Raw genomic sequence first — 24,368 nt, forward strand, 5'->3', positions numbered from 1 at the left:
TATGAAGTTTTCGGTTATCATACCCACATACAATCGTCCGGCATTTTTAAAGGAAGCGCTGCAAAGTGTTGCTGAACAAACTTATACCGACTACGAGGTTGTGGTGATTAATGACCACCAACCTGACCAGGAAGAAGTTGATAGAGTTTGCGCACAGTTTGAAAAAGTTAGGGTTATTCATCATGAGCAATCAAAAGGCGGTAACGCGGCACGAAACACAGGTATAAAAAACTCGGACGGCTCACTGATCGCTTTTCTGGATGATGATGATCTGTGGCTTCCAAACAAACTTGAAGAACATTACAAAACACATAATTCAGCGCCTGAAATCGGGTTGGTTTATTCCAACTGTATCATGTTCAGCGATGAAAGCCCAGCGTTAAGCGAGGCAAAGCGCGATCTGCCGACTGATGTGTTGAACGCAATGCGTAAAGGCGATTTTTGCCCTATTACCACCACCAGTGTTACGGTTACCAAAAAGGCGATAGAAGAGAGCGGGCTGTTTGATGAAAACCTGGTATCTTTTCAGGATTGGGATATGTGGTTTCGCATTGCACATCAATATAAGTTTGCGCATATAGATAAATCACTAATCAAATTTAGGGAGCACTTTGGCGAACGTACATCAAAATCCATAGACAAACGTTTAAAAGGTTTAGGGCAGGTAGTACAGAAATGGAAAGCTAAAGTAGATATGTCGGCATTCAATAAGATTTTTCTGCGTAGAACTTACTACTTTTATGCGTGTGATCTGATAACGGCAAACAAACGGTTAAAAGCTTTGTCATACTCGTCAAAACTGCTAAGCCCGGATTTATTGTCTGTAGATTCACTTAAAAGGTTTATAAAAGTATTGGTTGGTGTAACGCGTCCGGCGCGTACATCTCAACATAAAGTGTAACATGACGCTAAAAAAGAATTTAGCTTTTATATCAGTTTTCCTGCTAATAGCAACCTCAGGTATTCCCTTTTTTCAAGGGCAGATGGGGTTTATCGCTATCGGCTTAATGTGTAGCTTAACAAGCTTTTTGTTGTATACTGATCGAAAAGTTGATAAACGATTCTTATTGTTTATGACAGTCGTGTTACTGGTACAAATATTTCAGGGTGCGTCGGGTGGTCAATATTTCTGGTCTACGTATTTTGGTTTGATGCTGCGCTTTTTTTGGGGTTACATGGTTATCCGTACAACCAAAATGGATTTTTTGAAATTGTACGTCAAGCAATTGTATTTTTTCTCGTACATCAGTATATTTTTCTACCTGGCTATGGTTCTCGTGCCTAATTCAGAGGCCATATTCGGTAAGTTATCGGCGCCATTCGCTTTCTTTCCGTTCAGTTCCACACTCGAAAATTCTGATCAAACTTTCCATATCATTATATATAACTTTCACGGCTACCGGTATTTGTATCAATCTAACGAATCGTTACAGATGATACGTAATTGCGGCCCTTTCTGGGAGCCGGGTGCTTTTGTAGGGTTCCTAATCATGTCGCTGTTTTTCCTGTACATCTCTGAGGGTACAATAAAAAACAAAAAAGGGCTTGTGTTCATCATAGCCATGGCTACTACCTATAGTACTACGGGTTACCTGGCATTAATGTTATCGCTCTTTGTACTGTTAAAAGCTGAGTTTAATAAATATAAGGTAGTGATTATACCGTTGTTAGCGGCTATTTCGATGTATGCCTTCTTCAACTTATCCTTCCTTAATAGTAAAATTAAAGATCAAAGTGCGAAGGATTCTGACAAATCTCGTTTCGGATCAGCCGCGAGGGATTTAGAGTTCTTCTTTGATAGTCCGTTTTTTGGACAGGGTCGTAATGCCGAAAGTGCTTACGGTCAGGCAACATCCGGCGATGCCACAACCAATAACGGGTTAACCAGTACGCTGGCCGGTATGGGTATCGTATATATGGTTGCCTTTTCGTGGATGATAATTTACTCGCTGCGGCGTTTAAGCAAGTTTTACCAGCGACGATCCGTTGTGCCGCTTTATTTCATCTTTTTGCTGATCAGTTTTTCCGAAACATATTATACTATTCCCTTTTTCATGAGTTTAGCATTCTTATATGTAATTACCGACTATAAGATAGGCGCCACCGTAAAAAAGGGATTTAAGATAGCGCCGGTAAAAATTTCTTATTCATAAATAAAGCCAGTTAAGTATATAAGTTTGTATGAAAGTAGCATTAATAGTTCCAACGTTTAACAGGAGCCAGATATTAATGAATCTGGTGAGTTACATCGAAAATCAAACTGTAAAGCCCGAGCTTTTTATAGTGGTTAATGATGGGTCAACTGATAATACCTCTGAACTGCTTGCCGCGCATCCTATGGTTACTGAACTTAAAGGCGACGGCAACCTTTGGTGGACAGGTTCTGTTAACCTTGGCATCAAATACGTTTTGGATAATCATCCCGAAATTGACCATATAATCCTGCAAAACGACGATGTGATAATAGCTGACGACTGGCTGGAAACGCTGATCAAAGTTGGTGAGCAAAATCCTAAAGCTTTGGTAGGTTGTGCTGCCGTTGATTACCGCGATAAGCAATCCATCACTTACGCGGGCAAGTATACCAATAGCTGGTTTGCTTTTAATAAATTTGTTTATAAAGGTAAAAAGCTGGATGAAATTGACCGCGAGTTACCTATTTATCCATTTGACCTGATTGGCCGTGGTATTTTGATACCCGTTGAAGTTTTTCATAAAATAGGCCTGTTTGATGCGGAGCATTTCAAACACCGCGGCGATACCGAACTGCCTTTGAGGGCGCGCAAGGCAGGCTATAAGCTTATCTTATCCTTTAAACCGCTGGTGTTTGAAATGCCTGACAAAACGCATGGTGTAGATATTAAGCAGAAATATACATTTAAAGATGTTAAACCATTCTTTTGGGATTTCAGATCATCAACCTACATTAAATACCGTTTTTATTATTCCAGGATAGTTGCTGATAATCCATTGCAATTCGTTACTTTCTTCACCTTCAGTTTGATGGCGCATTCGCGTAAATTTCTTAGGAGATTTAAGCTGGTATGAGCAGTCCGCTACGTTATTTAAGGGGGTTATCTCAATCGCTTAAAAAGCTTAGCCCATCACTGCATAGTAAAGTACTCAATGTAGCAAATCGCTCGTCGGAGTTATTCATGCTCAAAATTACCGACAAGGGAAAAGGCAACAAGATAGACTATAGCAGCGTATTGTTTAAAACGGTAAAGGTTAGATTTAGCGGTAATAACAATACCATCACATTGGGTAAAAATGCTAAGCTGCTCAATGTAACTATTCATGTTAAAGGCAGTGGGCATAAATTACTTATCGGCGAAAACTGTATCATCCAAAACAGTAAGCTTTGGTTTGAAGACGATAATAGCCTGATAGCTATAGGTGCCGGTACTGATATGCGTGGGGCAGCAATAGCGGTTACAGAGCCATCAGGTAGCATAACCATTGGCGATGGTTGCCTTTTTGCGGCCGGTTTAGATATACGCAATGGCGACTCTCACTCCATATTAGATAAAACAACCGGCAAGCGTATTAATTACGCCAGTGATATCAGCATAGCTGACCGGGTTTGGATAGGCCGGGATGTTTCTATTTTAAAAGGAGCCAGTGTAAGCAGCGAGTCTGTAATTGGTACACGCTCATTAGTGCCGGGCAAGCAATACCCTGCCAATGTACTTATAGCCGGCATACCGGCTAAAGTCGTTAAAGAAAACATTACCTGGGATGCCAAACGGATATATGATAACATATAATCAGCTTGCCCATTAAATTGCATTGTTTTGTTGAAAAAGCATGTAATTGATTAATTTATTATTAAAATTTTATTTTTTTGATTGTATTATTAAAAAAGTATTATTTAATGTTTACTTTCGTAAAGTCGAATATTATATATCTGCCTGAGTGATTTGGTGTAGGGGATATCGCAAGATCATTAAACTACCGATGTTTAAAATCAATTGGTCTTGCCGTTAGTACGGTGTTATATATCGATATAAACAATTAAGTTGTAATAAAAATAGCTGATGCTTTTCAACTCCATCCAATTCGTTGTTTTTTTATTTATCGTATTAATTGTATACCGGTTACTTAACCAAAAAGGCCGGTTGTATTTCCTACTCGCCGCAAGTTACTTTTTTTACGCTTGCTGGAGCTTCAGCTACCTCGGCCTCATATTCTTTACCTCGGCATCCTGTTTTTTAGCGGGATTAATGATTGAAAAGGCGCCTGATAAACGGCGTAAAAAACTGTTTTTAGCGCTGAGTATAGTCATCAACTTTTTGATATTATTTATATTCAAGTATTTTAACTTTGTTGTTCAGGCAGCTCAGGATATATCGGCCTACTTTAATCATCCGGCTCATTTTGATTTTCTGGATATATTGCTGCCGGTGGGTATATCATTCTATACATTTCACTCCATCAGTTACGTGATCGACGTTTACCGCGGCGAGGTACAAACCGAGAAAAACCTGTTCAGGTTCCTGCTTTTTGTATCCTTTTTTCCGCAATTAGTTGCCGGCCCTATAGCCCGTACGCGGGACTTGCTGCCGCAGCTGCGCCATCTCGACAATTATAAGTACGAAAATTTCAGAAAAGGCTTTGTACTCATTTTTTGGGGATTATTTAAAAAGATGGTAATTGCCGACAGGCTGGCAATCTCTGTTAATCATGTATACAACCATGTCGACCAGGCTTCGTCGCTATCATTGATCATCGCTACCATATTTTTCACCTACCAAATCTATTGCGACTTCTCGGGCTACTCTGATATCGCGCTCGGCGTTTCAAAACTGTTTGGTATTGATTTGATGCTCAACTTCCGCTCACCGTATTTCTCAAAAACAGTTACGGAGTTCTGGCGCAGATGGCACATCTCGCTATCAACCTGGTTCCGCGATTATTTGTACATCCCGCTGGGCGGTAACAAAGTATCGCAAGGCAGGTGGATATTTAACACCGTTTTTGTATTCGTGATAAGCGGATTATGGCACGGCGCAAACTATACCTTTTTAGTATGGGGCGCCATACACGGCATAATGCTGGTGATAGAGCGTTACGTGTACGGCCGAAGCATTCGCGATATTCAACCGGGCGTTAATTTCAAAAACATCATCCGCTGGGGCATAACCTATATTATCGTGATCATCGGCTGGGTGTTTTTCCGGGCCAATAATATTTCAGACAGCTTTGCGGTGTTCGGCAAGATACTGGAATTCCGCAATGTAATGCCTGATGTCCGTAGCCTGTTTGTGCCGGGCGGCGCCGAGAGTTTAATCGGCTTAAAATTCTATGATTTTGTGCTGGCCATCTTTTTTATACTGATGCTGGTAACCGTATCATTCGCTGTGCGCAAAAGTGGTATTATCAATGCGGTTTTAAACCTCTCGGCAGTGCCGCGCTGGGCCTTTTATATTGGCGTTACCTTCCTGGTATTATGGTTCGGAAAATTTGGTGTTAACGAGTTTGTTTACTTTCAGTTTTAACAATGGAGAAGAAGATATTAAGCAGGGCCGTAATTTATCTGGTAACCGTTGTAGTTATATGTGAGTTGTTGAGCTTTGTTATTCCGGCAGAAAGTGTAACCGTTCAAAAAAACATGATCAACGCCGTGTACACGCGGCGCGATAAAATTGAGTCGCTTGCCTTTGGCCGCTCACACGGCGGTTCGCTCGATTATAATATATGGGATAAACCAGGTAAAAATTTATCAATGGGTGGTCAGGATATCGCATCCATTAAATATAGCCTTGACTACCTTTCGCCAGAGCTGCCGCATTTGCAGGAAGTTCTTATTTGTATTTCATACTCGTCGCTCTATTTCGATAATGAAGCCCTTTCAAGCGGTAACCTTAACGATGCGCGTAAAGGTTTGTACGCGGCCATTCCATCATATAAACTGATATCAGCGAATGATTATAATAATATGGTGTTCGGCAAGCTATTCGCTTTTATACAAGCCGATTATGGTTTTCGCAAATTGGTTAAAGCGGTAAAAGATAAAGAAGAGAAGAAATCTTCAAAACAAGTTGGCGATATTTTGGTTGATACAGCCAAAATGCTGCAATCGGCCAAAGTGGATGCATTTGATCATAGTAAAGATAAAAAGCTCGCCTTGCAGTATAACCCGCAGATACGTGAACAATATTTAAATTACCTTAAAGAGATAGCGCTAGAACTGAAAGCCAGAAAGGTGAGATGTATTTTTTACACGCCGCCTTTTTACAATGCTTATACTGACAACTATCCGCCAAAAGACATTGAAGAAACAGAAAGGGTAATAGCTGATCTTTGTAAGCAAACCGGTACAACCTATTATGACTTTTCGGCGTATAGAACTATGGCAGACAATATGACCCTGTACAGCAATGCCGATCACCTTAACCTTTCAGGTAAGGAGCAGTTTACAAAAGCCTTTAAAGAGGTGCTTCGCAATGGCAAGGGTCCGGCCGATTATCCTGGCCTGAAGATATTTAAATAAGCGCGTTAACTTTTATTTAACCTGCATTGGGTTATACTTCAGAAACGTGTTAATTAATTGTTGTGTTAATAAAATTTTATTTTATTGCGCTGATAATTAAAAAAATAGTATTTTTATACGCGTTTTAATGCAAATATCCACAGCGGAAAAAATGGGCATTTGTTTATAAGACGCGGTGTTGTGCTTTAAAGCCGACATTTATCTTTTAAAAACGTAACCGCATCGCTAACCTATGAGTAGATGGAAGTATATTAAAACAGTAAAATTATCTGACTTATCCCTGCAACGGATAAAAAAGGTAATCATGAACCGTTTAAAATATATTCCACATTCCTTAGCCTGGAAACTCAACACTGCCCCCGCCAAACAAAGCAAGCTTAATCTGGATAAATACCGTGATCTGCATAAAGGCAAACGTTGTTTTATTGTAGCTAACGGGCCGAGCCTTAAGGTGACAGACCTGAGCAGGCTGGATGGGGAATTTACCTTTGGCATGAACCGCATATATTTGTCCGGTTTTGAGCCTACATATTTGGTGGTTACCGATATTGAAACCATGTTGAAACAGTTTACAGATGAGTTTAGGGAGCGTAAAGGCCCTAAGTTTTATAACTGGCGTACCCGCAACTGGTTTAAGAACGTACCCGATCTTACTTTTATTAACCTTGATTATAACGCGCGCTTTTCAACCAATCTGAATGAATCGGGCTGGGGAGGGCATAGCGTAACCTTTTTGTGCCTGCAGTTGGCTTACCATATGGGCTTTAGTGAGGTAATACTTATAGGCAAGGATCACAGCTATAAAGGCCAGGGCGTACCTGGCCAGTTTGTTGCAGCTACAGATAAGGAAGAGAATCATTTTATAAAAGATTATATACCTAAAGGTAAAGGCTGGAAAATACCCGATTATAAGGGTGAAGAGCTGGCGTATGAACTGGCACGGGAGGCTTTTGAAAAAGATCGCCGCAAGGTGTATGATGCGACGATAGGGGGGATGCTCGATATTTTCGAGAAAAAGGATTATAACTCATTGTTTACTAAAGAACAACCGGCATAAGCTGGCAACATCATAGTTCAAATAAATTATTAATGAAATACGTAGCTGAGATTCCTGTACGATTAGGAAGCAAACGGGTCCCAAAGAAAAATCTCCGTTTAATTAACGGTAAGCCAATGGTGGGTTATGCTATTGAAGCCTGCAAGGGCTCCAAATACATCAGCGAAACCTATATCAATTCCGAAGCTGACATTATGAAAAAATTGTGCGATGATTATGGCGTGCAGTTTTACAAACGTAAGGATGAACTGGCCGAGGATCATATCGTTCAGGATCAGTTTAACTACGATTTTTTATTGAATATTGATACCGAAAACCTGGTAATGGTTAACCCGGTATCGCCACTGGTATTGCCGGAGGATATCGACAGCGCCATTAAGTACTACGAGGATAACCAACTGGATTGCCTGATCTCGGTACGCGAGGAAAAATTACAGTCGTTTTTAGACGGTAAGCCCATCAATTTTAACGATCAGGCATTACTGCCTATGACACAAAACCTGAAGCCGGTACAGCTTTGTGCCTGGACGGTTTGTATATGGAACGCCAAAAAGTTTATTGAGCATTATGAACAGCATGGCTACGCGGTGTTTGTAGGCAATTATGGCTTATATCCGTTTGACCCGGTACGCTCAATAAAAGTAAGCACCGAAGAAGATTTTAAACTTGCAGAATTATACCTATCAGCAAAATCAGCTAACGCTGAAGTAACACCCGAATATTATGAATAAAGTATTGCTTTCACCTTCATCTTTTGGCGAATGTGGCTTACAGCCCATTGAATTGCTTGAAAATGCAGGTTATACCGTTATAAATAACCCTTACAAGCGTAAACTTACCGAGGCCGAGGCTATTGAGCTGGCCAAGGATTGCGTAGGCATAGTAGCCGGTGTTGAACCGCTTACCGCCGCGGTAATGGATGCCCTGCCTGACCTGAAAGTGATTAGCCGTGTAGGTGTAGGTATGGACAGCGTTGACCTTGACCACGCTGCCAAAAAAGGCATCAAAGTGCTAAACACACCTGATGGTCCTACACGTGGCGTTGCCGAACTTACCCTGGCCATGACGTTTGCCATGCTGCGCAAAATACCGCAGGCTGATGCCGCCATGAAAAATAAGGTTTGGAAAAAGCAGACCGGTAACCTTATCATCAACAAAAAGATTGGTGTTATTGGTTTAGGTCGTATAGGCCGTATGGTAGCAGGTTTGTTCAGGGGTATTGGTAACCCGGTTATCGGCTTTGATCTTTACCCGGATACTGCATGGGCTGAGCAAGCCGGTGTTGAAATAGCCGATTTTGAAACCGTGATTTCGCAAGCCGATATTATTACGGTACACGTACCTGGCAATGCCGATAAATCAGCGGTGATAGGCGCTAAGGAATTTGAAAAAATTAAGGATGGCGCATTCCTGGTTAACATAGCCCGTGGTGGTGTTGTTGATGAGGAAGCTTTGTATAACGCGCTTAAATCAGGCAAACTATCTTCAGCAGCGGTTGATGTTTATAACAAAGAGCCGTATGACGGGCCGCTTTGCGAGTTAGATAACATTATACTTACGCCGCACCTGGGCTCGTACGCTACCGAAGGCAAGTTGCAGATGGAGATAGACGCGGCTCAAAATTTAATTGACGCCTTAGCGTAACGGCATGAGCGGCTTATCGGGCAAGTTAAAAGCTGATATAAAGCAGTTGCGTGGAAAGGACAGGAAACCTTTGCCGGTACTCTTTTTAACAAAAAAGAATTATCGTATTGTTATTCTGTACCGCATACTTAACCATTTTCACAAAAGCACTTTGGCGTCGCTTTTATTATTGCCGTTAAGCTTATACTATAGGTTAATGACCAACAGGTACTGTGTTGACCTGCCGGTTGACACGCCGATAGGGGAAGGATTGAGGCTTAATCACTGCTATTGCGTGGTTGTTAACCGTAAAGCCATCATTGGTAATAATGTATATATAGGGCATAGTGTAACTATCGGCTCAAATGGTGACAGGTACCCGGTTATTGGTAATAACGTATTAATAGCTCCCGGTTGCCTTATTATAGGGGATGTTAAAATTGGCGACAATGTAATTATCGGCGCCGGCAGCCTGGTGGTAAAGGACGTTGAAGCCAACTCAATAATAGGCGGGCACCCGAGCAAATTTTTGCGGGTAAAAGAATAACACACACACACAAGGAAAATATAAATTATTAAACAAGTATGAACTTAAAAGTTGGTATTATTGGTTACGGTGTAATGGGTAAAACCAGGCACCAGGCTATTGACGAACTGAAATGCGGCAAAGTTATCGCGGTATCTGAACCGAATAACCAGCCCGAAATTAATGGCTTACCCAATGTTGACCATGACGGGATCATCAAACATCCCGATATCGACATTGTATTTGTTTGTACACCAAACTTTTTGAACAAGGATCTGACCATTCGCTCCCTGAACGCGGGCAAGCACGTTTTTTGCGAAAAACCTCCGGCTTTTACCGAAGCTGATGTGGCCGAGATACGCGAAGCCGAAGTAAAAAGCGGCAAAAAACTGATGTACGGTTTTAACCACCGCCATCATGACAGCGTTATCCGCATGAAGGAACTGATAGACAGTGGCGAGTATGGCAAGGTGTTATGGCTGCGCGGCCGTTACGGCAAAAGCGTTACTGCCGACTACTTTAACCAATGGCGCGCTAAAAAAGAGCTGGCCGGTGGCGGCATCCTGATGGACCAGGGTATACACATGCTCGATTTGTTCCTGTACCTTTCTGGCGATTATGACGTAGTTAAGGCCGAGGTATCAAACCTGTACTGGCACATGGATGTGGAGGATAACGCCTTCGTTATCTTAAAAGATACCAAAACTGGTAAGGTAGCATCACTGCATTCCACCATGACCCAATGGCGTCATCTGTTCTCGCTGGAGATATTCCTTGAAAAAGGTTATATGGTATTGAATGGATTGATCACGTCAACCATGTCATACGGCGAAGAAACCCTTTCGATAGCCCGTAACCGCTCAACCGCCCCTGCCGCTACCTGGAAAGACGAGGTTACCACCAAGTATACCAATAACAATAGCTGGCGTTACGAGGTTGACCACTTTTTTGATGCGGTTACCAAAGATCAGCCGGTGGTCATCGGCACGTCTGACGATGCTCAAAAATTAATGCGAATTATTGACGAAGTATACAAACAAAAAGACTTTTAAAAACAATCAATCATGGATAGAAAGAACACCGTAACCGAACACTTAGTTAGCTACAAACAAAAGATCGTTGATCTGCTTGACCTGATCGATCCGGCTGAGCTTGAGCAGGTAATAACTGTTTTTATCGATACATTTAAAAACGGTAAAACTGTATATGTTGCCGGTAATGGCGGCAGCGCTGCTACTGCATCACACATGCAGGCCGATTTCCGTTTCTTCGTGCGTTATTTCTCAAAATTCCGCCCACGAATACTGGCCCTTACTGACAACGCACCATTGATGACCGCTGTTGGTAACGATACCGACTTTAACGATATTTTTGTTGAGCAGATGCGCGGCGTATTTGGCGAAGGCGATACCTTGGTTGTTATTTCAGCAAGCGGTAACTCAGAAAACCTGGTTCGCGCGGTTGATTTTGCTAACGAGCAAGGTGGTAACTCTATATCATTTATCGGCTTTAAAGGCGGTAAACTAAAAGAGAACAGCAAATACAAAATTTATACGCCAAACCAGGATAAAGATTACGGCCCGATCGAGGATATTCACATGATCATCAACCACATCATTGTGAATTACCTGGCTAAGGACGAAGAATTTTTAAGCCTGTAATTATAAGCAACCGCTGTATAAATGGATAAAGAATTAGCTAAGCAAAGCCTCGATGCCGCTGTAAAAGCAGCCACTAAAGCCGGGAACGCATTAAGAGAATTATTGAGTGCTGATATTAAAATTAACAGCAGCGTAGGTAAGGACATTAAGCTGGAGGCTGACCTGGTGGCCGAAAAGGCGATATTGGATACACTGCATGCCGAGTCGGCATTCGGTATACTGAGCGAAGAGGCGGGTGAAGTGCTGAACGCGGATGGTACCAAAGGCGACTCGCAGTACCAGTGGATTGTTGACCCATTAGATGGCAGCCTTAACTTTTCGAGAGGTATTGATATTTTTTGTACCTCAATAGGGTTATGGAACGGCAGCGAGCCGGTGTTAGGCGTGGTGTATGATTTTATGCACGGCAGGCTATTTACCGGTATAGTAGGCGAGGGTGCCTGGCTTAATGGCGATGCCATCAGCGTAAGTGCTATAGCCGAGAAAAAGGACAGCATTCTGGCTACCGGCTTCCCTGTTTATCTGAAGTTTGATACAGCGGTTCTGCAGGATTTTGTTAAAAATATTCAGGATTATAAAAAAGTGCGGCTATTTGGTTCGGCAGCAACATCACTGGCCTATGTGGCCAAAGGCAGCGTTGAGGCTTATGCCGAAAACAACATTGCTGTTTGGGATGTGGCTGCCGGCCTTGCACTTGTTTTGGCCGCCGGCGGCAAGGCCGATATCAGCAACGGTACAGGCAAAAACTTTCTGAACGTTTATGCTTACAACAGTTTAATACAACAATAATACATGATCGTTGATTCACTCGACAACCTGGAGTTTTACAAAAACATCCACGAGGATATTTACCTGGGTTTAAGATTTATTAAAGGCCTGGGCGCTGATGTGGAGCCGGGTACTTATACCGTATCTCCAACGGCTAAAGCTATTGTAATGGAATACGGTACATCGTACGAAAACGATTTTGGTTACGAAACCCACCGCCACGTTATTGATGTACAATACTGCATTGTAAATACCGAGCTTATACGCTGGGCGCATGTAGATACCCTTACCCCATACATCCCCTATGACGAGGAAAAAGACAGGCGTTTTTATAATAATGACAGCGGTAACTTTACCCCTGTGTTAACCGGCAACGGCATATTCGCGGTGTTTTACCCGTCGGACGGGCATGCACCGCAGTTGTGTTTAAATGAGCCGGAGCAGATTAAAAAAGTGGTTATCAAAATTAAGTGCTGATAAAAAATATGGCAAAAAGTCACTATCTCCCCGCGCTGGATGGCCTCCGTGGCCTGTCGATCATGGTGGTATTGCTGGGCCACATCGGATTGAACATTCCGGGCGGGTTTGGCGTGAACGTATTTTTCTTTATCAGTGGTTTGCTGATCACTAACCTGCTGCTTATCGAGTACGACAAACACGAGCGTATCGATTTTAAGAATTTCTTTATCCGAAGGTTACTAAGGCTATACCCGCCTTTGCTGTTGATGATACTGGTTACCTGCATAGTGCCACCGTTAAATAAAGGTATCACTATGGATAAGGTCTGGCCGGCTTTATTTTATTACCAAAATTATTATTACATAGCCAATTTTGAGGCTTTTCATTCAGGGGCAAGTAAGTCATATTTTGGCTTTATATGGTCATTGGCCATTGAGGAACATTTTTACCTGCTGTTCCCTTTCTTATTCGCGTTCCTGGTAAAAAACAAAAAAGCGCTTATTGGTATCACCGTTACCATTATTGTTTCGGCCTTAGTTTTCAGGTTAATAGGTACTTACCGTTATGGTGTCAACCCTTTTGCGTTTGAATATTGCTACGCCGCAACCGAATGCCGGTCAGACGCGATTATGATGGGCTGCCTGGCCAGTATATTGATTTATATTGACAGGGATAACCGCTTTTTAAAGTTTGTATCATCAGTACCTGTATTCGTGATCGCTTTTATTGCCATGTTGTTGAGCATCGTTATAAAAGATCACTTTTTTAAACAGACCTTTATGTACACCATACAGAGCCTTAGTTTCATGATTATGATACCGGCTATTCTGTATGACAAGAAATATGAGTTTTTAAACCGTTTTTTTTCGACCAAACCTTTGGTGTTTACCGGCCGGTTGAGCTATTCGCTTTATCTTTTCCACCTAATATTTTACAGGTTGGAGGTTGCGTACATCTCTAATGGTAAAAAGGATATGCTATATTATATACTCGGTATCCCCGGAGCATTCCTTTTAGCCACCATAAGCTACTACCTGGTTGAAAAGCCGGTAATGGGGCTCAGGCGGAAGTTCGGTTCGGTAGCCGGTAAAAATACCGACGCGCCCGCCGGTACTGCCATTCCGGAACATGAACCGCAGGTTGCCATTAAAAATTAAAGTATACTTACAGTTTAGAAAAACTGTTAATAAAGATAAAGCGGCGCGGGTTAAGTGCCGCTTTTCAAATAAAATATCAAAATTAATATGCAAAGCTTAATAAAAAAAGGTAGAACTATAATGCAAACCGATGGCCTGAAAGTTTTTTCGGAGCGTTTGGTTAAATATGGCATTGTTAAGCTTAAGCGTGCCTTCCAAAAAAAGGACGAGCATAATATTGAAAAATGGAAAGCGCTGAAAGATAAGTATAAAGGCCAGCGTGTTTTTGTTGTGGGTGCAGGCCCAAGTATCAACAAAACGCCTTTGTATTTGCTTAAGGACGAATATACCATGTGCTTTAACCGCATTAACCTGTTGTACGAGCGCCTGAACTGGCTGCCCGATTTTTACCTGGTTACTGACGATTTAAAGATGAAGGAGATATACAAGGAGATAGACGAGGAAATATTGCCGGTTGTTAAATATGCTTTCTTCCCTGATCTGCACCCCTCAAACGTCGACTTTAAGAGCTATCTGCCCGAGTCGGAAAAAATACACTGGCTGTATATGGATAAGCCGGAATACTCGCTCAATTTACCTGAATGCGGTATCAACAAAACGGTAGTTAACGGCGGCTTACAAATATTGGCCTATCTGGGCTTTGAAGAGATATATATGCTGGGTGTTGACATGACCTTTGCCAAACGCAGTGTTGAAAAAATAAGCGAACGCGATTGGGTGGGTAAAAAAGATGATGACCCTAACCATTTCGACCCGCGTTATGATGGTAAGGGCATGGCCTACCGCAACCCTACGGTTGAGGATATGATTGAGAACTTTAAGGCCGGCCGCCAGTTTTTTGACAAGCACGGTAAAAAGATATATAACGCCTCATTCGGTGGCGTGATGGAAGAATACCCGCGGGCTAACCTTTACGATGTGCTTGGCCTGTCGGACGAAGAACAATTCAGGTTATTTGTAGATATGGTATTGCCGGGTAACACATTTAACACGTTTGACGAAGCCTTCGCCAGCTACGCCACGCTTGAAAGTGCCGACGAGTTCACAACTGAAACAGGCGATTTTATTTGCAGTGCTGATATAGCCCCGGCCATGATTAACAAAGCGGTGTTTACGCATATTCCGTTCGGGCCTTATCAAAATAAATACGTATTCAAAAAACGATAATCCTGATGTAGCAACAGATGAAGATATTATACGTTAGTTTAAAGTTGTTTGATGATTATAATAAACTTACGTAGTTAATCTTTGTCTCACTATAAAACGTATCGTGATGAAGCATAAAATTTTTGCAATAAAATATCTGTTCCTGTTGGCTGCAAGCACACCCGCTTTTGCACAGTCAACCTATTACGTATCTGCCGATGGTAACGATGCTAATGCAGGCACATCTACAAATGCTCCAATAAAAAGTATTGATAAAGCCAACCAACTAATATTAAAGCCCGGCGATGTATTGTCATTTAAAAAAGGTGATGTATTTAGCGGTCAGCTTAACATTAAACAATCAGGCACCAGCGCGGCGCCTATAACGGTGAGCTCGTACGGTAGTGGCAGCAAACCGGTTATTGATGGTTCTGTTGCGGTTACCGGCTGGAAACGTTCATCAGGAAATATCTGGGTAGCGAGCCTGAATGCTTATAACGGTAGCGCTATAAATCTTTTCGCGAATAACCAGCCACTGCCTTTGGGCAGATACCCTAACAGCGGTTATTTAATTATCCGCTCACATTCAGGCAAAACCCAGTTAACCAGCAAACAGTCCTTAAATGGCAACTGGACGGGCGCCGATGTAGTAATACGCAAAAACCTGTGGCAGATTGATACCGACAAGATTATTAGTCAGCAAGGCAATACCTTAACTTTTAAAGGTACGCCTACAGCGATGAATGATAATTGGGGGTTCTTTATACAGGATCACCCTAAAACGCTTGATCGCGATGGCGAATGGTATTTCAATCCGTCAACTAAACAGATCATGCTTTATTCATTAGCTGATCCCGGTAGCAAAAATATCGAAGCCTCGATATATACGGCAGGTATCAACATCGTTGGCCAATCTAACATCGTGATTAAGGATATCGCTATTGCCGAGCAGCGTCAGTTTGGCATCAATGGTAAAAACCTTAAGGGGCTAGCTGTAAAAAACGTAACCATAAGTGATGTTGGTCAGGATGGCATTTCGATATTAGGCCGCGGCAATAATGTAATTATTGATGGTTGCACCATATCGGATATCAATAACAACGCAGTAGTGGTTTACGATCATTCGGGCTTCAGGTTCAGAAATAATACTATCAAAAATATCGGCCTGGTAGTTGGCCGGGGTACTAATAGCTCGGGTAGTTTTGTTGGCTTGCGTTATAATGCTAAGGCTGGTAGCGCTATTATTCAAAATAACACCATCGAGAATGTAGGATATAGTGGTATCGATTTCCGTTCGGCTAATGTTACCATCCAAAACAACCTGATCAAAAATATTAACCTTACCAAGAGTGATGGTGGAGGTATTTATACTTATAGCGGCAAAAATCCTAATAATTATACCAACCAAAAAATAGTATCAAATATTATATTAAACTCTGTCGGATCGTATGACGGATCGTACAATGCCAACCAGAACGCGCATGGCATTTACCTGGACGATAGATCGCACGATATAGATATTCAGAATAATACCATCGCCAATTGCACTGGTTCGGGTATATTTTTAAACGGAGCGAGCCGTATAAATATCCAAAACAATACCTGCTACGGCAACGGTACGCAATTACTGGTAAGTACAACACCGGGTGCCGATCCGGTGAACAATACCATATTGAGTAATATTTTGGTAGGTAAAAAGAAACAGGTAATGTCATTAAACCGTAGCAGATTGCTGCGTACGGCAGTATCTCTGGCCAATTCAAATAAACAACTGCAGGACATTAGTGATGATGCCGCCCGTTTTGAATACAATGCCAGCGGATCGCCAAAGACGATAAACCTTAACGGTACATATAAGGATGCGAATAACAAAACCTATACCGGTAAAGTGACCCTGCAGCCATTTTCATCAATTGTGTTAACTAAGTAAATAATATATATAACCTGATAAACAGTATTTAAAAGAATATGGGTAACGAGTATGATCTGATTTTAATTGGCGGGGGTATTGTAGGCCTGGCCACAGCATTTAAAATAAATTCACGTAACCCTGATCTGAAAATACTGCTGCTTGAAAAGGAAGACCACGTGGCTGCGCATCAAACCGGCCATAATTCAGGCGTTATCCATTCAGGTATATATTACAAACCCAATTCGTACAAGGCGCGCTTGTGTATATCGGGCCGCAGGGAATTGGTTGAGTTTGCTAAAGAGCACCGCATCCCGCATGATATATGCGGTAAGGTGATCGTGGCAACTGATCCGTCTGAACTGCAACACATGAACCGCGTTTACAACAACGGTTTGGCTAACGGGGTTGAAGGTATCGAGAAGATAGGTATCGACCGTATAAAAGAGATCGAACCATATTGCAGCGGTATTGAAGGTATTTGGGTGCCGTGTACCGGTATTATTGATTTTGCAAGCGTTGCCGCTAAATATAAAGAGATAATAGAAGCCCGCTTTCCGCAAAGCAGGGTGTTGACCGGCTACGAGGTAACCGGTATTGACCGCCAGGGTGATGTTACTACGGTAGCCACGCCGAGAGGAATTTTTAAAGCGAAGAATATAATCGCCTGTGCCGGTTTGCAGGCCGACAGGATTGCCCAGAAAACAGGTATTAATACAGATGCACGCATCATCGGTTTCCGTGGCGATTACTATGACCTGTCGGAAAAAGGGATGAGCAAGGTGCGTAACCTGATCTACCCGGTGCCCGATCCTAAATTCCCGTTCCTGGGTGTTCACTTTACCCGCATGATACAGGGCGGGGTGGAATGCGGCCCGAACGCGGTATTTGTATTTAAACGCGAAGGCTACGGAAAAACTGATTTTTCATTACGCGATACGGCTGCGGCTTTCGGTTTTAAAGGTACCTGGAAGTTTTTTGCCAAGCACTGGAAGTTCGGTATCGACGAATATCAGCGTGCTTTCTCAAAACGCATGTTTTTAGATCGCCTGCAAAAACTGATCCCGAGCCTGCAAATGGATGACATTGTACCCGGCAGGGCGGGCGTTCGCGCTATGGCGGTTAGTAGTAATGGTGAAATGATAGATGATTTTAAAATAGAGCAGCAAGGCAACATGATACATGTGCTAAACGCCCCATCACCGGCAGCAACAGCATCATTAGCCATCGGGAATGAGATTGCCGGTATGGCCAGCAAACAGTTTGGGTACTATTAATATTAATTATTTATTATTTTGACAATAAAAAGCTTTTTTATTGTTATCTTCACATAATTTTTTACGTAATGATGTGAAAAATAAAATTTAACATCAATCTGATACATCCTATACAAAATAAATTATCACTCTACTAAACATAATATGGGCAAAAAAGCATTAATTACAGGTATAACAGGTCAGGACGGTGCATACTTAACCGAACTGTTGCTGAGCAAAGGTTACGAGGTTCACGGTATTAAACGCCGTAGTTCATTGTTCAATACCGACAGGATTGACCACCTTTATCAGGATCCGCACGAACTTAACCCGAAACTGGTTTTGCATTACGGCGACCTGAGCGACTCAACCAACCTGATACGCATTGTACAGGATGTACAGCCCGATGAAATTTATAACCTGGGTGCCATGAGCCACGTAAAAGTGAGCTTTGATACACCTGAATATACCGCTAATGCCGATGGTATTGGTACACTGCGTATACTGGAAGCGGTACGTATTTTAGGTTTAACTGAAAAAACCAAGATCTACCAGGCATCAACTTCTGAGCTTTATGGTTTGGTGCAGGCTGTTCCGCAATCAGAAACTACACCTTTCTACCCACGCTCGCCTTACGCGGTGGCTAAGTTATACGGTTACTGGATCACGGTTAACTATCGCGAAGCTTACGGTATGTATGCCTGCAACGGAATCCTGTTCAACCACGAAAGCCCGCTGCGTGGCGAAACCTTTGTAACCCGTAAAATTACTCGCGGTACCGCTAAGATTGCCATGGGCTTACAGGATAAACTTTACCTGGGTAACCTTGACGCGCAACGCGACTGGGGACACGCTAAAGATTATGTTGAGGCGATGTACCTGATATTACAGCAGGAAACTCCGGAAGATTATGTTATCGCGACTGGTGTAACTACCCGCGTGCGTGAGTTTGTTCGTATGTCATTTGCTGAAACTGGTATCGAAATTGAATTTAAAGGTGAAGGTGCAGAAGAAAAAGCATACGTAGTTAGCTGCAACAACCCACTGTATCAACTGCCTGTTGGCAAAGAGGTGGTAGCGGTTGATCCTAAATATTTCCGTCCCACTGAAGTGGAATTGCTGATAGGTGATCCTACCAAATCAAACCAAAAATTAGGCTGGAAACCTAAATATGACCTGCAAGGACTGGTTAAAGAAATGATGGCTTCAGATCTTGAACTGTTTGAGCGTGAAAAATTGCTTAAAGATTCAGGTTATTCTATCAAAAATCAGTACGAATAAGCTATCTAATTAAAGTCTGTATATTTAAATGGATAAGAATTCCAAGATCTATATAGCAGGGCACCGTGGAATGGTTGGTTCGGCCATTTACCGTAAACTGCAAAAGGAGGGTTATACCAATATTATAACCCGCACATCAGCCGAGCTTGACCTGCGCGACCAGAAACAGGTAACTGATTTTTTCGCTGCCGAGAAGCCCGACTACGTGTTTTTAGCCGCCGCGAAAGTGGGGGGTATTGTTGCCAATAATACTTACCGTGCCGAGTTTTTGTATGATAACCTGCAGATACAAAATAACATCATTCATAACGCCCATTTAAACGGCGTTACCAAGCTGATGTTCTTAGGTTCAAGCTGTATTTATCCTAAAATGGCCCCGCAGCCGTTGGAGGAAGATTACCTGCTTACTGGTCCGCTGGAGCCTACAAACGAGCCGTACGCTATTGCCAAGATAGCCGGTATCAAAATGTGCGATGCCTACCGTGATCAGTATGGTTGCAATTACATATCGGTAATGCCTACTAACCTTTACGGTTATAACGATAATTATCACCCGCAAAATTCGCACGTACTGCCGGCATTGATCCGCCGTTTTCATGAGGCAAAGGAGTCGGGTGCGGCTACCGTTACTATTTGGGGTACGGGCTCGCCAAAACGTGAGTTTTTGTTTGCTGATGATTTGGCCGAGGCTTGTTACTACCTGATGGAGCATTACAACGAGCCGGGTTTGGTAAACATAGGTACAGGCGAGGATATTGCTATCAAAGACCTGGCTTACCTGGTGAAAGATATTGTTGGCTTTGAGGGTGACATTGACTTTGATACCACCAAGCCCGACGGTACACCACGCAAGTTGATGGATGTAGGTAAACTGCACGGCTACGGCTGGAAACATACTATCGAGTTGCCTGAAGGCATCAAGCTGGCGTACGAAGATTTTAAAAGCAAACTGTAATCGCTTTAAATATTAATTGATAGCCTTGCCTTGCCCATAAACCGGCGAGGCTATTTTGTTTTATACTTGGCGGTATTAACCCGGCTTAGTAATTTAGTAGTATGGAAGAACAAAACGACAACCAATTAAACATAGAGCTATCTGAAGAAATGGCCGAAGGCATATACTCTAACCTGGCCATCATCACACATTCAACATCAGAGTTCATGCTTGATTTTATACGTATTATGCCGGGCGTACCTAAGGCTAAAGTGAAATCACGTATTATACTGACGCCGGAGCACGCCAAGCGCCTGTTGACCGCTATTGAAGAGAACGTTGCCAAATTTGAAGCTGCCAACGGCCGCATCCGCATACCTGAAGATAATCCCGGTTTCCCGATGAATTTCGGCGGACCGGTAGGGCAGGCTTAATGGTCAGTGGTCAATCATGAAATTAAAGCTGATTTTGTTTTTTTGTGGGATTTGTTTCAATTCGTTGGCACAGCAAGTTCCCAAGCGAGCTTCTTTTGAAGATACCATAAAATTTATTGAACATGAAGTGGTTGATCTGACCGCTATTGGCGATTTATTTATTGTTGATGCTTTTACTGATATATACAAGCAACCTGCTTTATATCAGGATTCAGTTTTAACGTTCTTAAAACAGCATCATACTTATCAGCAAAATGTTATTGCTGCCTGCTCTATGATGGGCCTTCCGCGTGAGCAGTACTTGTCTTTATTGTTATCCTATTATGAACTGTACAAACAGGGTTACATCGATGAAAAGTTACTCAATGAAATCATCTTATTCAATCCTGCTGATTCGAGGTATAAATTCATAAGTAGTTACAATAACGACAAAATGAAGCAATTAGCATTGCTGATACAAAAGGATAAAAGGCTGTCAAAAAAATTTAAAAAGTGGATGGCTAAAATAGCCAGTGGTAAAATTTACAAAGACCTCAAGGGAGGCGGCTTTATTCCGGATTAACTAAAATAAAAAGGCTCACTGTTTAGGTGAGCCTTTTCTGTATTCATATGCTGGATAAATTATTCCCAAAGGTTAGCCGGGTAAGTGCCATTCTCAACCAGCTCAGAAATGCTTTTCTGTACGATTGGCTTGTCCTCTTTGTAAGTAACACCAAACCATTTATTAGCGGTTGGGATCACTTTAAATGATGCCGTACCTGATTTTATCAGTTCGTCAGCCACCAGCGGGATAAAGAATTCAGCTTTAGGGTTGTTTTCATTTTTGTGGGCGAACTCCACGAACATTGGCTCGCTTTGCTTAAATACAGCCGGTGTAAAGCCCCAGAAGTTCATTGATACGCGGGTATCATTTGATAACGGATATTCAACGCCGCCTTCTTCATAAACCACGCTGCCGTCTTCTTTAAAGTAGACCTGGGTACGCTCGTTGATCTCAACCATGTTGCCATTATCATCAACCTTACAAACACCACGTGATACCGAACCATGTTCTGAAAGGGTTTTGTCGATCTGGTAGCCAATCAGCGAGTAAGTATCATCGCTAACTTCGCTGGTCAGGAACTTTGCCATTTTTTCAAAGGCATCATAACCATAAAAATCGTCGGCGTTAATTACGCAGAAAGGCTCGTTAACCTGGTTGCGGGCAGCTAACACCGCGTGGGCGGTACCCCAAGGCTTAGCGCGCTCAATTTCTTTATCAATACCGTATTGCGTCAAATCAAAATTCTGAAAAACATAATCAGTTTCAACGCGGCCATTCAGTTTCGGCTCAAATATGGCTTTAAATGATTCGGCAAACTCTTCGCGAATGATGAAGCTTATTTTACCAAAACCAGCTTTGATGGCATCATATATAGAGTAATCAATAATCGTTTCGCCGTTGGGGCCAAAGCCGTCAATTTGCTTCATGCTGCCATAGCGGCTTGCCATGCCCGCTGCAAGTATCAGTAAAGTTGGTTTCATGTTGTTTTTATGTTATTGGAGTATGTTAATTATTGTTGAATGCAATTTTGAGCATTTGGTTTTAAAAAAAGTGCAGATGTGTTTTTTAAAGTGATATTGTTAACAATAATAACCAGTAATATCCGGAATTATATGCAATAGTAGGTTTTATTGAAAATTTAACACGTTTACCGCAATAATAAAAAGTATTTAATAATAATCTCATCATTATTTCAAAATATTACGCTATGTGCCGCTTTTTAATGCCTTTAGCTATTGGGCATCCCTTAATGATATTTTGTACGTAATTTAGCTGCGATGGGTTATTCAAGTTTACAAGCCTGCGTTGCCGACCTTGAGCGCAATGGCCACCTGATACGTATTAAGGAGGAGGTTGATCCGTACCTGCAAATGGCAGCTATACATCTGCGTGTTTTTGAACACCAAGGGCCGGCCATATTGTTTGAGAATGTTAAGGGCAGTAAGTTCCCGGCGGTATCAAACCTGTTTGGTACGTTGGACAGGTCGAAGTTCATCTTCAGAGATACCTTAGAGAAAGTAAAGACTTTGGTCGACATTAAGAATGATCCTGTTAAGGCTATTAAGAATCCTTTTAAGTACGCCAATGTAGGTTTAACCGCCCTCTCGGCATTACCCATGAAGGTAGGCCGGCGTTCGGCGCCTATCAGCTTTGGCCATACGCAGATAAGTGAGCTGCCGCAGGTAGTGAACTGGCCAATGGATGGAGGCCCTTTTGTAACGATGCCGCAAGTGTACACTGAGGATATGGACAAGCCCGGCATCATGAATGCCAACCTGGGTATGTACCGCATACAACTTGCCGGTAACGATTATGTGTTGAACAGCGAGATCGGCCTGCATTACCAGTTACACCGTGGTATAGGCGTGCATCAAACCAAGGCCAATGCCAAGGGGCAGCCACTCAAGGTAAGCATATTTGTAGGTGGCCCGCCATCGCACCCGGTGGCGGCGGTAATGCCTTTACCCGAAGGCTTGTCGGAAATGACCTTTGGCGGTGCCTTGGGTAACCGCCGGTTCCGTTATTTTTACGATGATGAGGGTTTTTGTATTTCGGCTGATGCTGATTTTGTAATAACCGGTACCGTGATGCCGCATGATAATAAACCAGAGGGTCCCTTTGGCGATCACCTGGGATATTACAGCTTAACGCATCCTTTTCCGCTGATGAAGGTTCATAACGTATATCATCGTAAGGATGCCATATGGTCGTTCACGGTAGTAGGCCGCCCGCCGCAGGAAGATACCAGCTTTGGCGCCTTGATCCATGAGATAGCGGGATCAGCTCTGCCCAAGGAAATCCCGGGCCTTGTAGCTGTTAACGCTGTTGATGCCGCGGGTGTGCATCCGTTGCTGTTCGCTATCGGCAGCGAGCGTTATACGCCTTATTTGAATGAGCGTCATCCGCAGGAGATATTGACTATTGCCAATCATATATTAGGCAAAAATCAACTTAGCCTGGCTAAGTACCTGTTTATTGCTGCTAAAGAGGATGACCCCGAGCTGGACATACATGATATTGGCGGTTTCCTGAAACATATATTGCAACGTGTTGACCTAACCCGCGACCTGCACTTCTATACCAAAACCACAATTGATACCCTTGATTACAGTGGTAGCGGACTAAACAGCGGCAGTAAAGTAGCTATTACCGTAGCCGGAAGTATAAAGCGTGAACTTTGGAATGAACTGCCCACGTGGTTTAGTGTGCCAAGGCCCTTTACCGGCTTTAAGATGGCTATGCCGGGTGTGCTGGCCGTTGAGGTGCCAAAAAATATTACCACCAGCGATATGCCCCTGATGCTGGAGATACTGGAAGAGGAGTTGGGCAACAAAGAATTGAACGGCCTGCCGTTAATTATACTTTGTGACGATGCCGCTTTTACCGCGCAAACCATTAATAACCTGGTGTGGGTAACTTTTACCCGCAGCAATCCATCGCACGATATTTATGGCATTGGCAGCTTTACAGAGCACAAGCACTGGGGCTGTACCGGTCCGCTGATTATTGACGCGCGTATAAAACCGCATCATGCGCCTGTGCTGGAAAAAGATCCGGCTATTGAAAAGCTGGTTGATAAAATGGGTGAAAAGGGCGAGGCCTTATATGGAATTATATAAA

Annotated in this window: 24 protein-coding genes; 23 read left to right on the forward strand and 1 reads right to left on the reverse strand. The window is 42.7% G+C overall.

Annotated features, from left to right (window positions below):
• Window position 1: 1 nt before the first annotated feature.
• From ABD960_RS01340 to ABD960_RS01445, 22 genes are all read left to right on the forward strand, one after another.
• Window positions 2-901, forward strand: a complete 900-nt coding sequence (locus ABD960_RS01340) for a glycosyltransferase family 2 protein (RefSeq protein WP_345329032.1) — start codon at window positions 2-4, stop codon at window positions 899-901.
• Window positions 902-1,073: 172 nt separating this feature from the next.
• Window positions 1,074-2,153: an O-antigen ligase family protein gene (locus tag ABD960_RS01345; RefSeq protein WP_345329033.1), complete on the forward strand. Its 1,080-nt coding sequence runs from the start codon at window positions 1,074-1,076 to the stop codon at window positions 2,151-2,153.
• A 28-nt stretch (window positions 2,154-2,181) separates the two neighbouring features.
• Window positions 2,182-3,048 (forward strand): glycosyltransferase family 2 protein, encoded by an 867-nt coding sequence (locus ABD960_RS01350; protein WP_345329035.1) that lies wholly within the window; start codon window positions 2,182-2,184, stop codon window positions 3,046-3,048.
• Window positions 3,045-3,767 (forward strand): acyltransferase, encoded by a 723-nt coding sequence (locus ABD960_RS01355; RefSeq protein WP_345329036.1) that lies wholly within the window; start codon window positions 3,045-3,047, stop codon window positions 3,765-3,767. The genes ABD960_RS01350 and ABD960_RS01355 overlap by 4 nt, the downstream gene beginning before the upstream one ends.
• 351 nt (window positions 3,768-4,118) lie before the next feature.
• Window positions 4,119-5,498: an MBOAT family O-acyltransferase gene (locus ABD960_RS01360; RefSeq protein ID WP_345329038.1), complete on the forward strand. Its 1,380-nt coding sequence runs from the start codon at window positions 4,119-4,121 to the stop codon at window positions 5,496-5,498.
• Between the two features lie 2 nt (window positions 5,499-5,500).
• Window positions 5,501-6,493: a hypothetical protein gene (locus ABD960_RS01365; protein WP_345329040.1), complete on the forward strand. Its 993-nt coding sequence runs from the start codon at window positions 5,501-5,503 to the stop codon at window positions 6,491-6,493.
• A 232-nt stretch (window positions 6,494-6,725) separates the two neighbouring features.
• Window positions 6,726-7,550 (forward strand): 6-hydroxymethylpterin diphosphokinase MptE-like protein, encoded by an 825-nt coding sequence (locus ABD960_RS01370; RefSeq protein ID WP_345329042.1) that lies wholly within the window; start codon window positions 6,726-6,728, stop codon window positions 7,548-7,550.
• Window positions 7,551-7,582: 32 nt separating this feature from the next.
• Entirely contained in the window at window positions 7,583-8,281 is a 699-nt protein-coding gene (locus ABD960_RS01375) for an acylneuraminate cytidylyltransferase family protein (RefSeq protein ID WP_345329044.1), read from the forward strand.
• Window positions 8,274-9,194, forward strand: coding sequence for a phosphoglycerate dehydrogenase (locus tag ABD960_RS01380; protein ID WP_345329045.1), 921 nt, complete (start codon window positions 8,274-8,276; stop codon window positions 9,192-9,194). Before ABD960_RS01375 ends, ABD960_RS01380 begins: the two co-directional genes overlap by 8 nt.
• A gap of 4 nt (window positions 9,195-9,198) precedes the next feature.
• Complete coding sequence (locus ABD960_RS01385; RefSeq protein WP_345329047.1) at window positions 9,199-9,720, forward strand: serine acetyltransferase; 522 nt, start codon at window positions 9,199-9,201, stop codon at window positions 9,718-9,720.
• A gap of 38 nt (window positions 9,721-9,758) precedes the next feature.
• Window positions 9,759-10,751, forward strand: coding sequence for a Gfo/Idh/MocA family protein (locus tag ABD960_RS01390; protein ID WP_345329049.1), 993 nt, complete (start codon window positions 9,759-9,761; stop codon window positions 10,749-10,751).
• 12 nt (window positions 10,752-10,763) lie between these two features.
• Complete coding sequence (locus ABD960_RS01395; RefSeq protein ID WP_345329051.1) at window positions 10,764-11,360, forward strand: SIS domain-containing protein; 597 nt, start codon at window positions 10,764-10,766, stop codon at window positions 11,358-11,360.
• A gap of 21 nt (window positions 11,361-11,381) precedes the next feature.
• A complete protein-coding gene (locus ABD960_RS01400) occupies window positions 11,382-12,149 on the forward strand; it encodes an inositol monophosphatase family protein (RefSeq protein WP_345329053.1) in 768 nt (255 codons plus the stop codon).
• A 3-nt stretch (window positions 12,150-12,152) separates the two neighbouring features.
• Window positions 12,153-12,605, forward strand: coding sequence for a NanQ anomerase/TabA/YiaL family protein (locus ABD960_RS01405; RefSeq protein ID WP_345329055.1), 453 nt, complete (start codon window positions 12,153-12,155; stop codon window positions 12,603-12,605).
• Between the two features lie 8 nt (window positions 12,606-12,613).
• Window positions 12,614-13,744 (forward strand): acyltransferase family protein, encoded by a 1,131-nt coding sequence (locus ABD960_RS01410; RefSeq protein WP_345329057.1) that lies wholly within the window; start codon window positions 12,614-12,616, stop codon window positions 13,742-13,744.
• An 87-nt stretch (window positions 13,745-13,831) separates the two neighbouring features.
• Window positions 13,832-14,911, forward strand: coding sequence for a 6-hydroxymethylpterin diphosphokinase MptE-like protein (locus ABD960_RS01415; protein ID WP_345329059.1), 1,080 nt, complete (start codon window positions 13,832-13,834; stop codon window positions 14,909-14,911).
• A gap of 106 nt (window positions 14,912-15,017) precedes the next feature.
• On the forward strand, window positions 15,018-16,820 hold the full coding sequence (locus ABD960_RS01420; protein ID WP_345329061.1) for a right-handed parallel beta-helix repeat-containing protein: 1,803 nt from the start codon (window positions 15,018-15,020) through the stop codon (window positions 16,818-16,820).
• 38 nt (window positions 16,821-16,858) lie between these two features.
• Window positions 16,859-18,076, forward strand: coding sequence for an L-2-hydroxyglutarate oxidase (gene lhgO / locus ABD960_RS01425; protein ID WP_345329063.1), 1,218 nt, complete (start codon window positions 16,859-16,861; stop codon window positions 18,074-18,076).
• A gap of 144 nt (window positions 18,077-18,220) precedes the next feature.
• Window positions 18,221-19,336, forward strand: a complete 1,116-nt coding sequence (gene gmd / locus ABD960_RS01430) for a GDP-mannose 4,6-dehydratase (protein WP_345329065.1) — start codon at window positions 18,221-18,223, stop codon at window positions 19,334-19,336.
• 28 nt (window positions 19,337-19,364) lie between these two features.
• Window positions 19,365-20,291 (forward strand): GDP-L-fucose synthase, encoded by a 927-nt coding sequence (gene fcl, locus ABD960_RS01435; RefSeq protein ID WP_345329067.1) that lies wholly within the window; start codon window positions 19,365-19,367, stop codon window positions 20,289-20,291.
• A gap of 101 nt (window positions 20,292-20,392) precedes the next feature.
• Window positions 20,393-20,704, forward strand: a complete 312-nt coding sequence (locus tag ABD960_RS01440) for a DUF3467 domain-containing protein (RefSeq protein WP_345329068.1) — start codon at window positions 20,393-20,395, stop codon at window positions 20,702-20,704.
• Window positions 20,705-20,720: 16 nt separating this feature from the next.
• Complete coding sequence (locus ABD960_RS01445; RefSeq protein ID WP_345329070.1) at window positions 20,721-21,266, forward strand: hypothetical protein; 546 nt, start codon at window positions 20,721-20,723, stop codon at window positions 21,264-21,266.
• A gap of 59 nt (window positions 21,267-21,325) precedes the next feature.
• Here the strand turns inward: ABD960_RS01445 and ABD960_RS01450 are convergent, their stop codons facing one another.
• Window positions 21,326-22,228, reverse strand: a complete 903-nt coding sequence (locus ABD960_RS01450; protein WP_345329072.1) for a nucleotidyltransferase family protein — start codon at window positions 22,226-22,228, stop codon at window positions 21,326-21,328.
• Window positions 22,229-22,525: 297 nt separating this feature from the next.
• On the opposite strand from ABD960_RS01450, the gene ABD960_RS01455 reads away from it, so the two are divergent.
• Window positions 22,526-24,367, forward strand: coding sequence for a UbiD family decarboxylase (locus ABD960_RS01455; RefSeq protein ID WP_345329074.1), 1,842 nt, complete (start codon window positions 22,526-22,528; stop codon window positions 24,365-24,367).
• Window position 24,368: the final 1 nt, after the last annotated feature.

The organism is Mucilaginibacter defluvii (assembly GCF_039543225.1).
Lineage (GTDB): Bacteria > Bacteroidota > Bacteroidia > Sphingobacteriales > Sphingobacteriaceae > Mucilaginibacter > Mucilaginibacter defluvii.

Bases quoted from the DNA above. Each gene is read 5' to 3' on its own strand.
- ABD960_RS01365 (WP_345329040.1), top strand. From the start codon at position 5,501: ATGGAGAAGAAGATATTAAGCAGGGCCGTAATTTATCTGGTAACCGTT.
- ABD960_RS01385 (WP_345329047.1), top strand. From the start codon at position 9,199: ATGAGCGGCTTATCGGGCAAGTTAAAAGCTGATATAAAGCAGTTGCGT.
- gmd (WP_345329065.1), top strand. From the start codon at position 18,221: ATGGGCAAAAAAGCATTAATTACAGGTATAACAGGTCAGGACGGTGCA.
- ABD960_RS01405 (WP_345329055.1), top strand. From the start codon at position 12,153: ATGATCGTTGATTCACTCGACAACCTGGAGTTTTACAAAAACATCCAC.
- ABD960_RS01450 (WP_345329072.1), bottom strand. From the start codon at position 22,228: ATGAAACCAACTTTACTGATACTTGCAGCGGGCATGGCAAGCCGCTAT.
- ABD960_RS01440 (WP_345329068.1), top strand. From the start codon at position 20,393: ATGGAAGAACAAAACGACAACCAATTAAACATAGAGCTATCTGAAGAA.
- ABD960_RS01415 (WP_345329059.1), top strand. From the start codon at position 13,832: ATGCAAAGCTTAATAAAAAAAGGTAGAACTATAATGCAAACCGATGGC.
- ABD960_RS01400 (WP_345329053.1), top strand. From the start codon at position 11,382: ATGGATAAAGAATTAGCTAAGCAAAGCCTCGATGCCGCTGTAAAAGCA.
- ABD960_RS01340 (WP_345329032.1), top strand. From the start codon at position 2: ATGAAGTTTTCGGTTATCATACCCACATACAATCGTCCGGCATTTTTA.
- ABD960_RS01445 (WP_345329070.1), top strand. From the start codon at position 20,721: ATGAAATTAAAGCTGATTTTGTTTTTTTGTGGGATTTGTTTCAATTCG.
- ABD960_RS01355 (WP_345329036.1), top strand. From the start codon at position 3,045: ATGAGCAGTCCGCTACGTTATTTAAGGGGGTTATCTCAATCGCTTAAA.
- ABD960_RS01390 (WP_345329049.1), top strand. From the start codon at position 9,759: ATGAACTTAAAAGTTGGTATTATTGGTTACGGTGTAATGGGTAAAACC.
- ABD960_RS01380 (WP_345329045.1), top strand. From the start codon at position 8,274: ATGAATAAAGTATTGCTTTCACCTTCATCTTTTGGCGAATGTGGCTTA.
- ABD960_RS01410 (WP_345329057.1), top strand. From the start codon at position 12,614: ATGGCAAAAAGTCACTATCTCCCCGCGCTGGATGGCCTCCGTGGCCTG.
- ABD960_RS01455 (WP_345329074.1), top strand. From the start codon at position 22,526: ATGGGTTATTCAAGTTTACAAGCCTGCGTTGCCGACCTTGAGCGCAAT.
- ABD960_RS01370 (WP_345329042.1), top strand. From the start codon at position 6,726: ATGAGTAGATGGAAGTATATTAAAACAGTAAAATTATCTGACTTATCC.
- ABD960_RS01345 (WP_345329033.1), top strand. From the start codon at position 1,074: ATGACAGTCGTGTTACTGGTACAAATATTTCAGGGTGCGTCGGGTGGT.
- ABD960_RS01350 (WP_345329035.1), top strand. From the start codon at position 2,182: ATGAAAGTAGCATTAATAGTTCCAACGTTTAACAGGAGCCAGATATTA.
- ABD960_RS01375 (WP_345329044.1), top strand. From the start codon at position 7,583: ATGAAATACGTAGCTGAGATTCCTGTACGATTAGGAAGCAAACGGGTC.
- ABD960_RS01395 (WP_345329051.1), top strand. From the start codon at position 10,764: ATGGATAGAAAGAACACCGTAACCGAACACTTAGTTAGCTACAAACAA.
- ABD960_RS01420 (WP_345329061.1), top strand. From the start codon at position 15,018: ATGAAGCATAAAATTTTTGCAATAAAATATCTGTTCCTGTTGGCTGCA.
- lhgO (WP_345329063.1), top strand. From the start codon at position 16,859: ATGGGTAACGAGTATGATCTGATTTTAATTGGCGGGGGTATTGTAGGC.
- fcl (WP_345329067.1), top strand. From the start codon at position 19,365: ATGGATAAGAATTCCAAGATCTATATAGCAGGGCACCGTGGAATGGTT.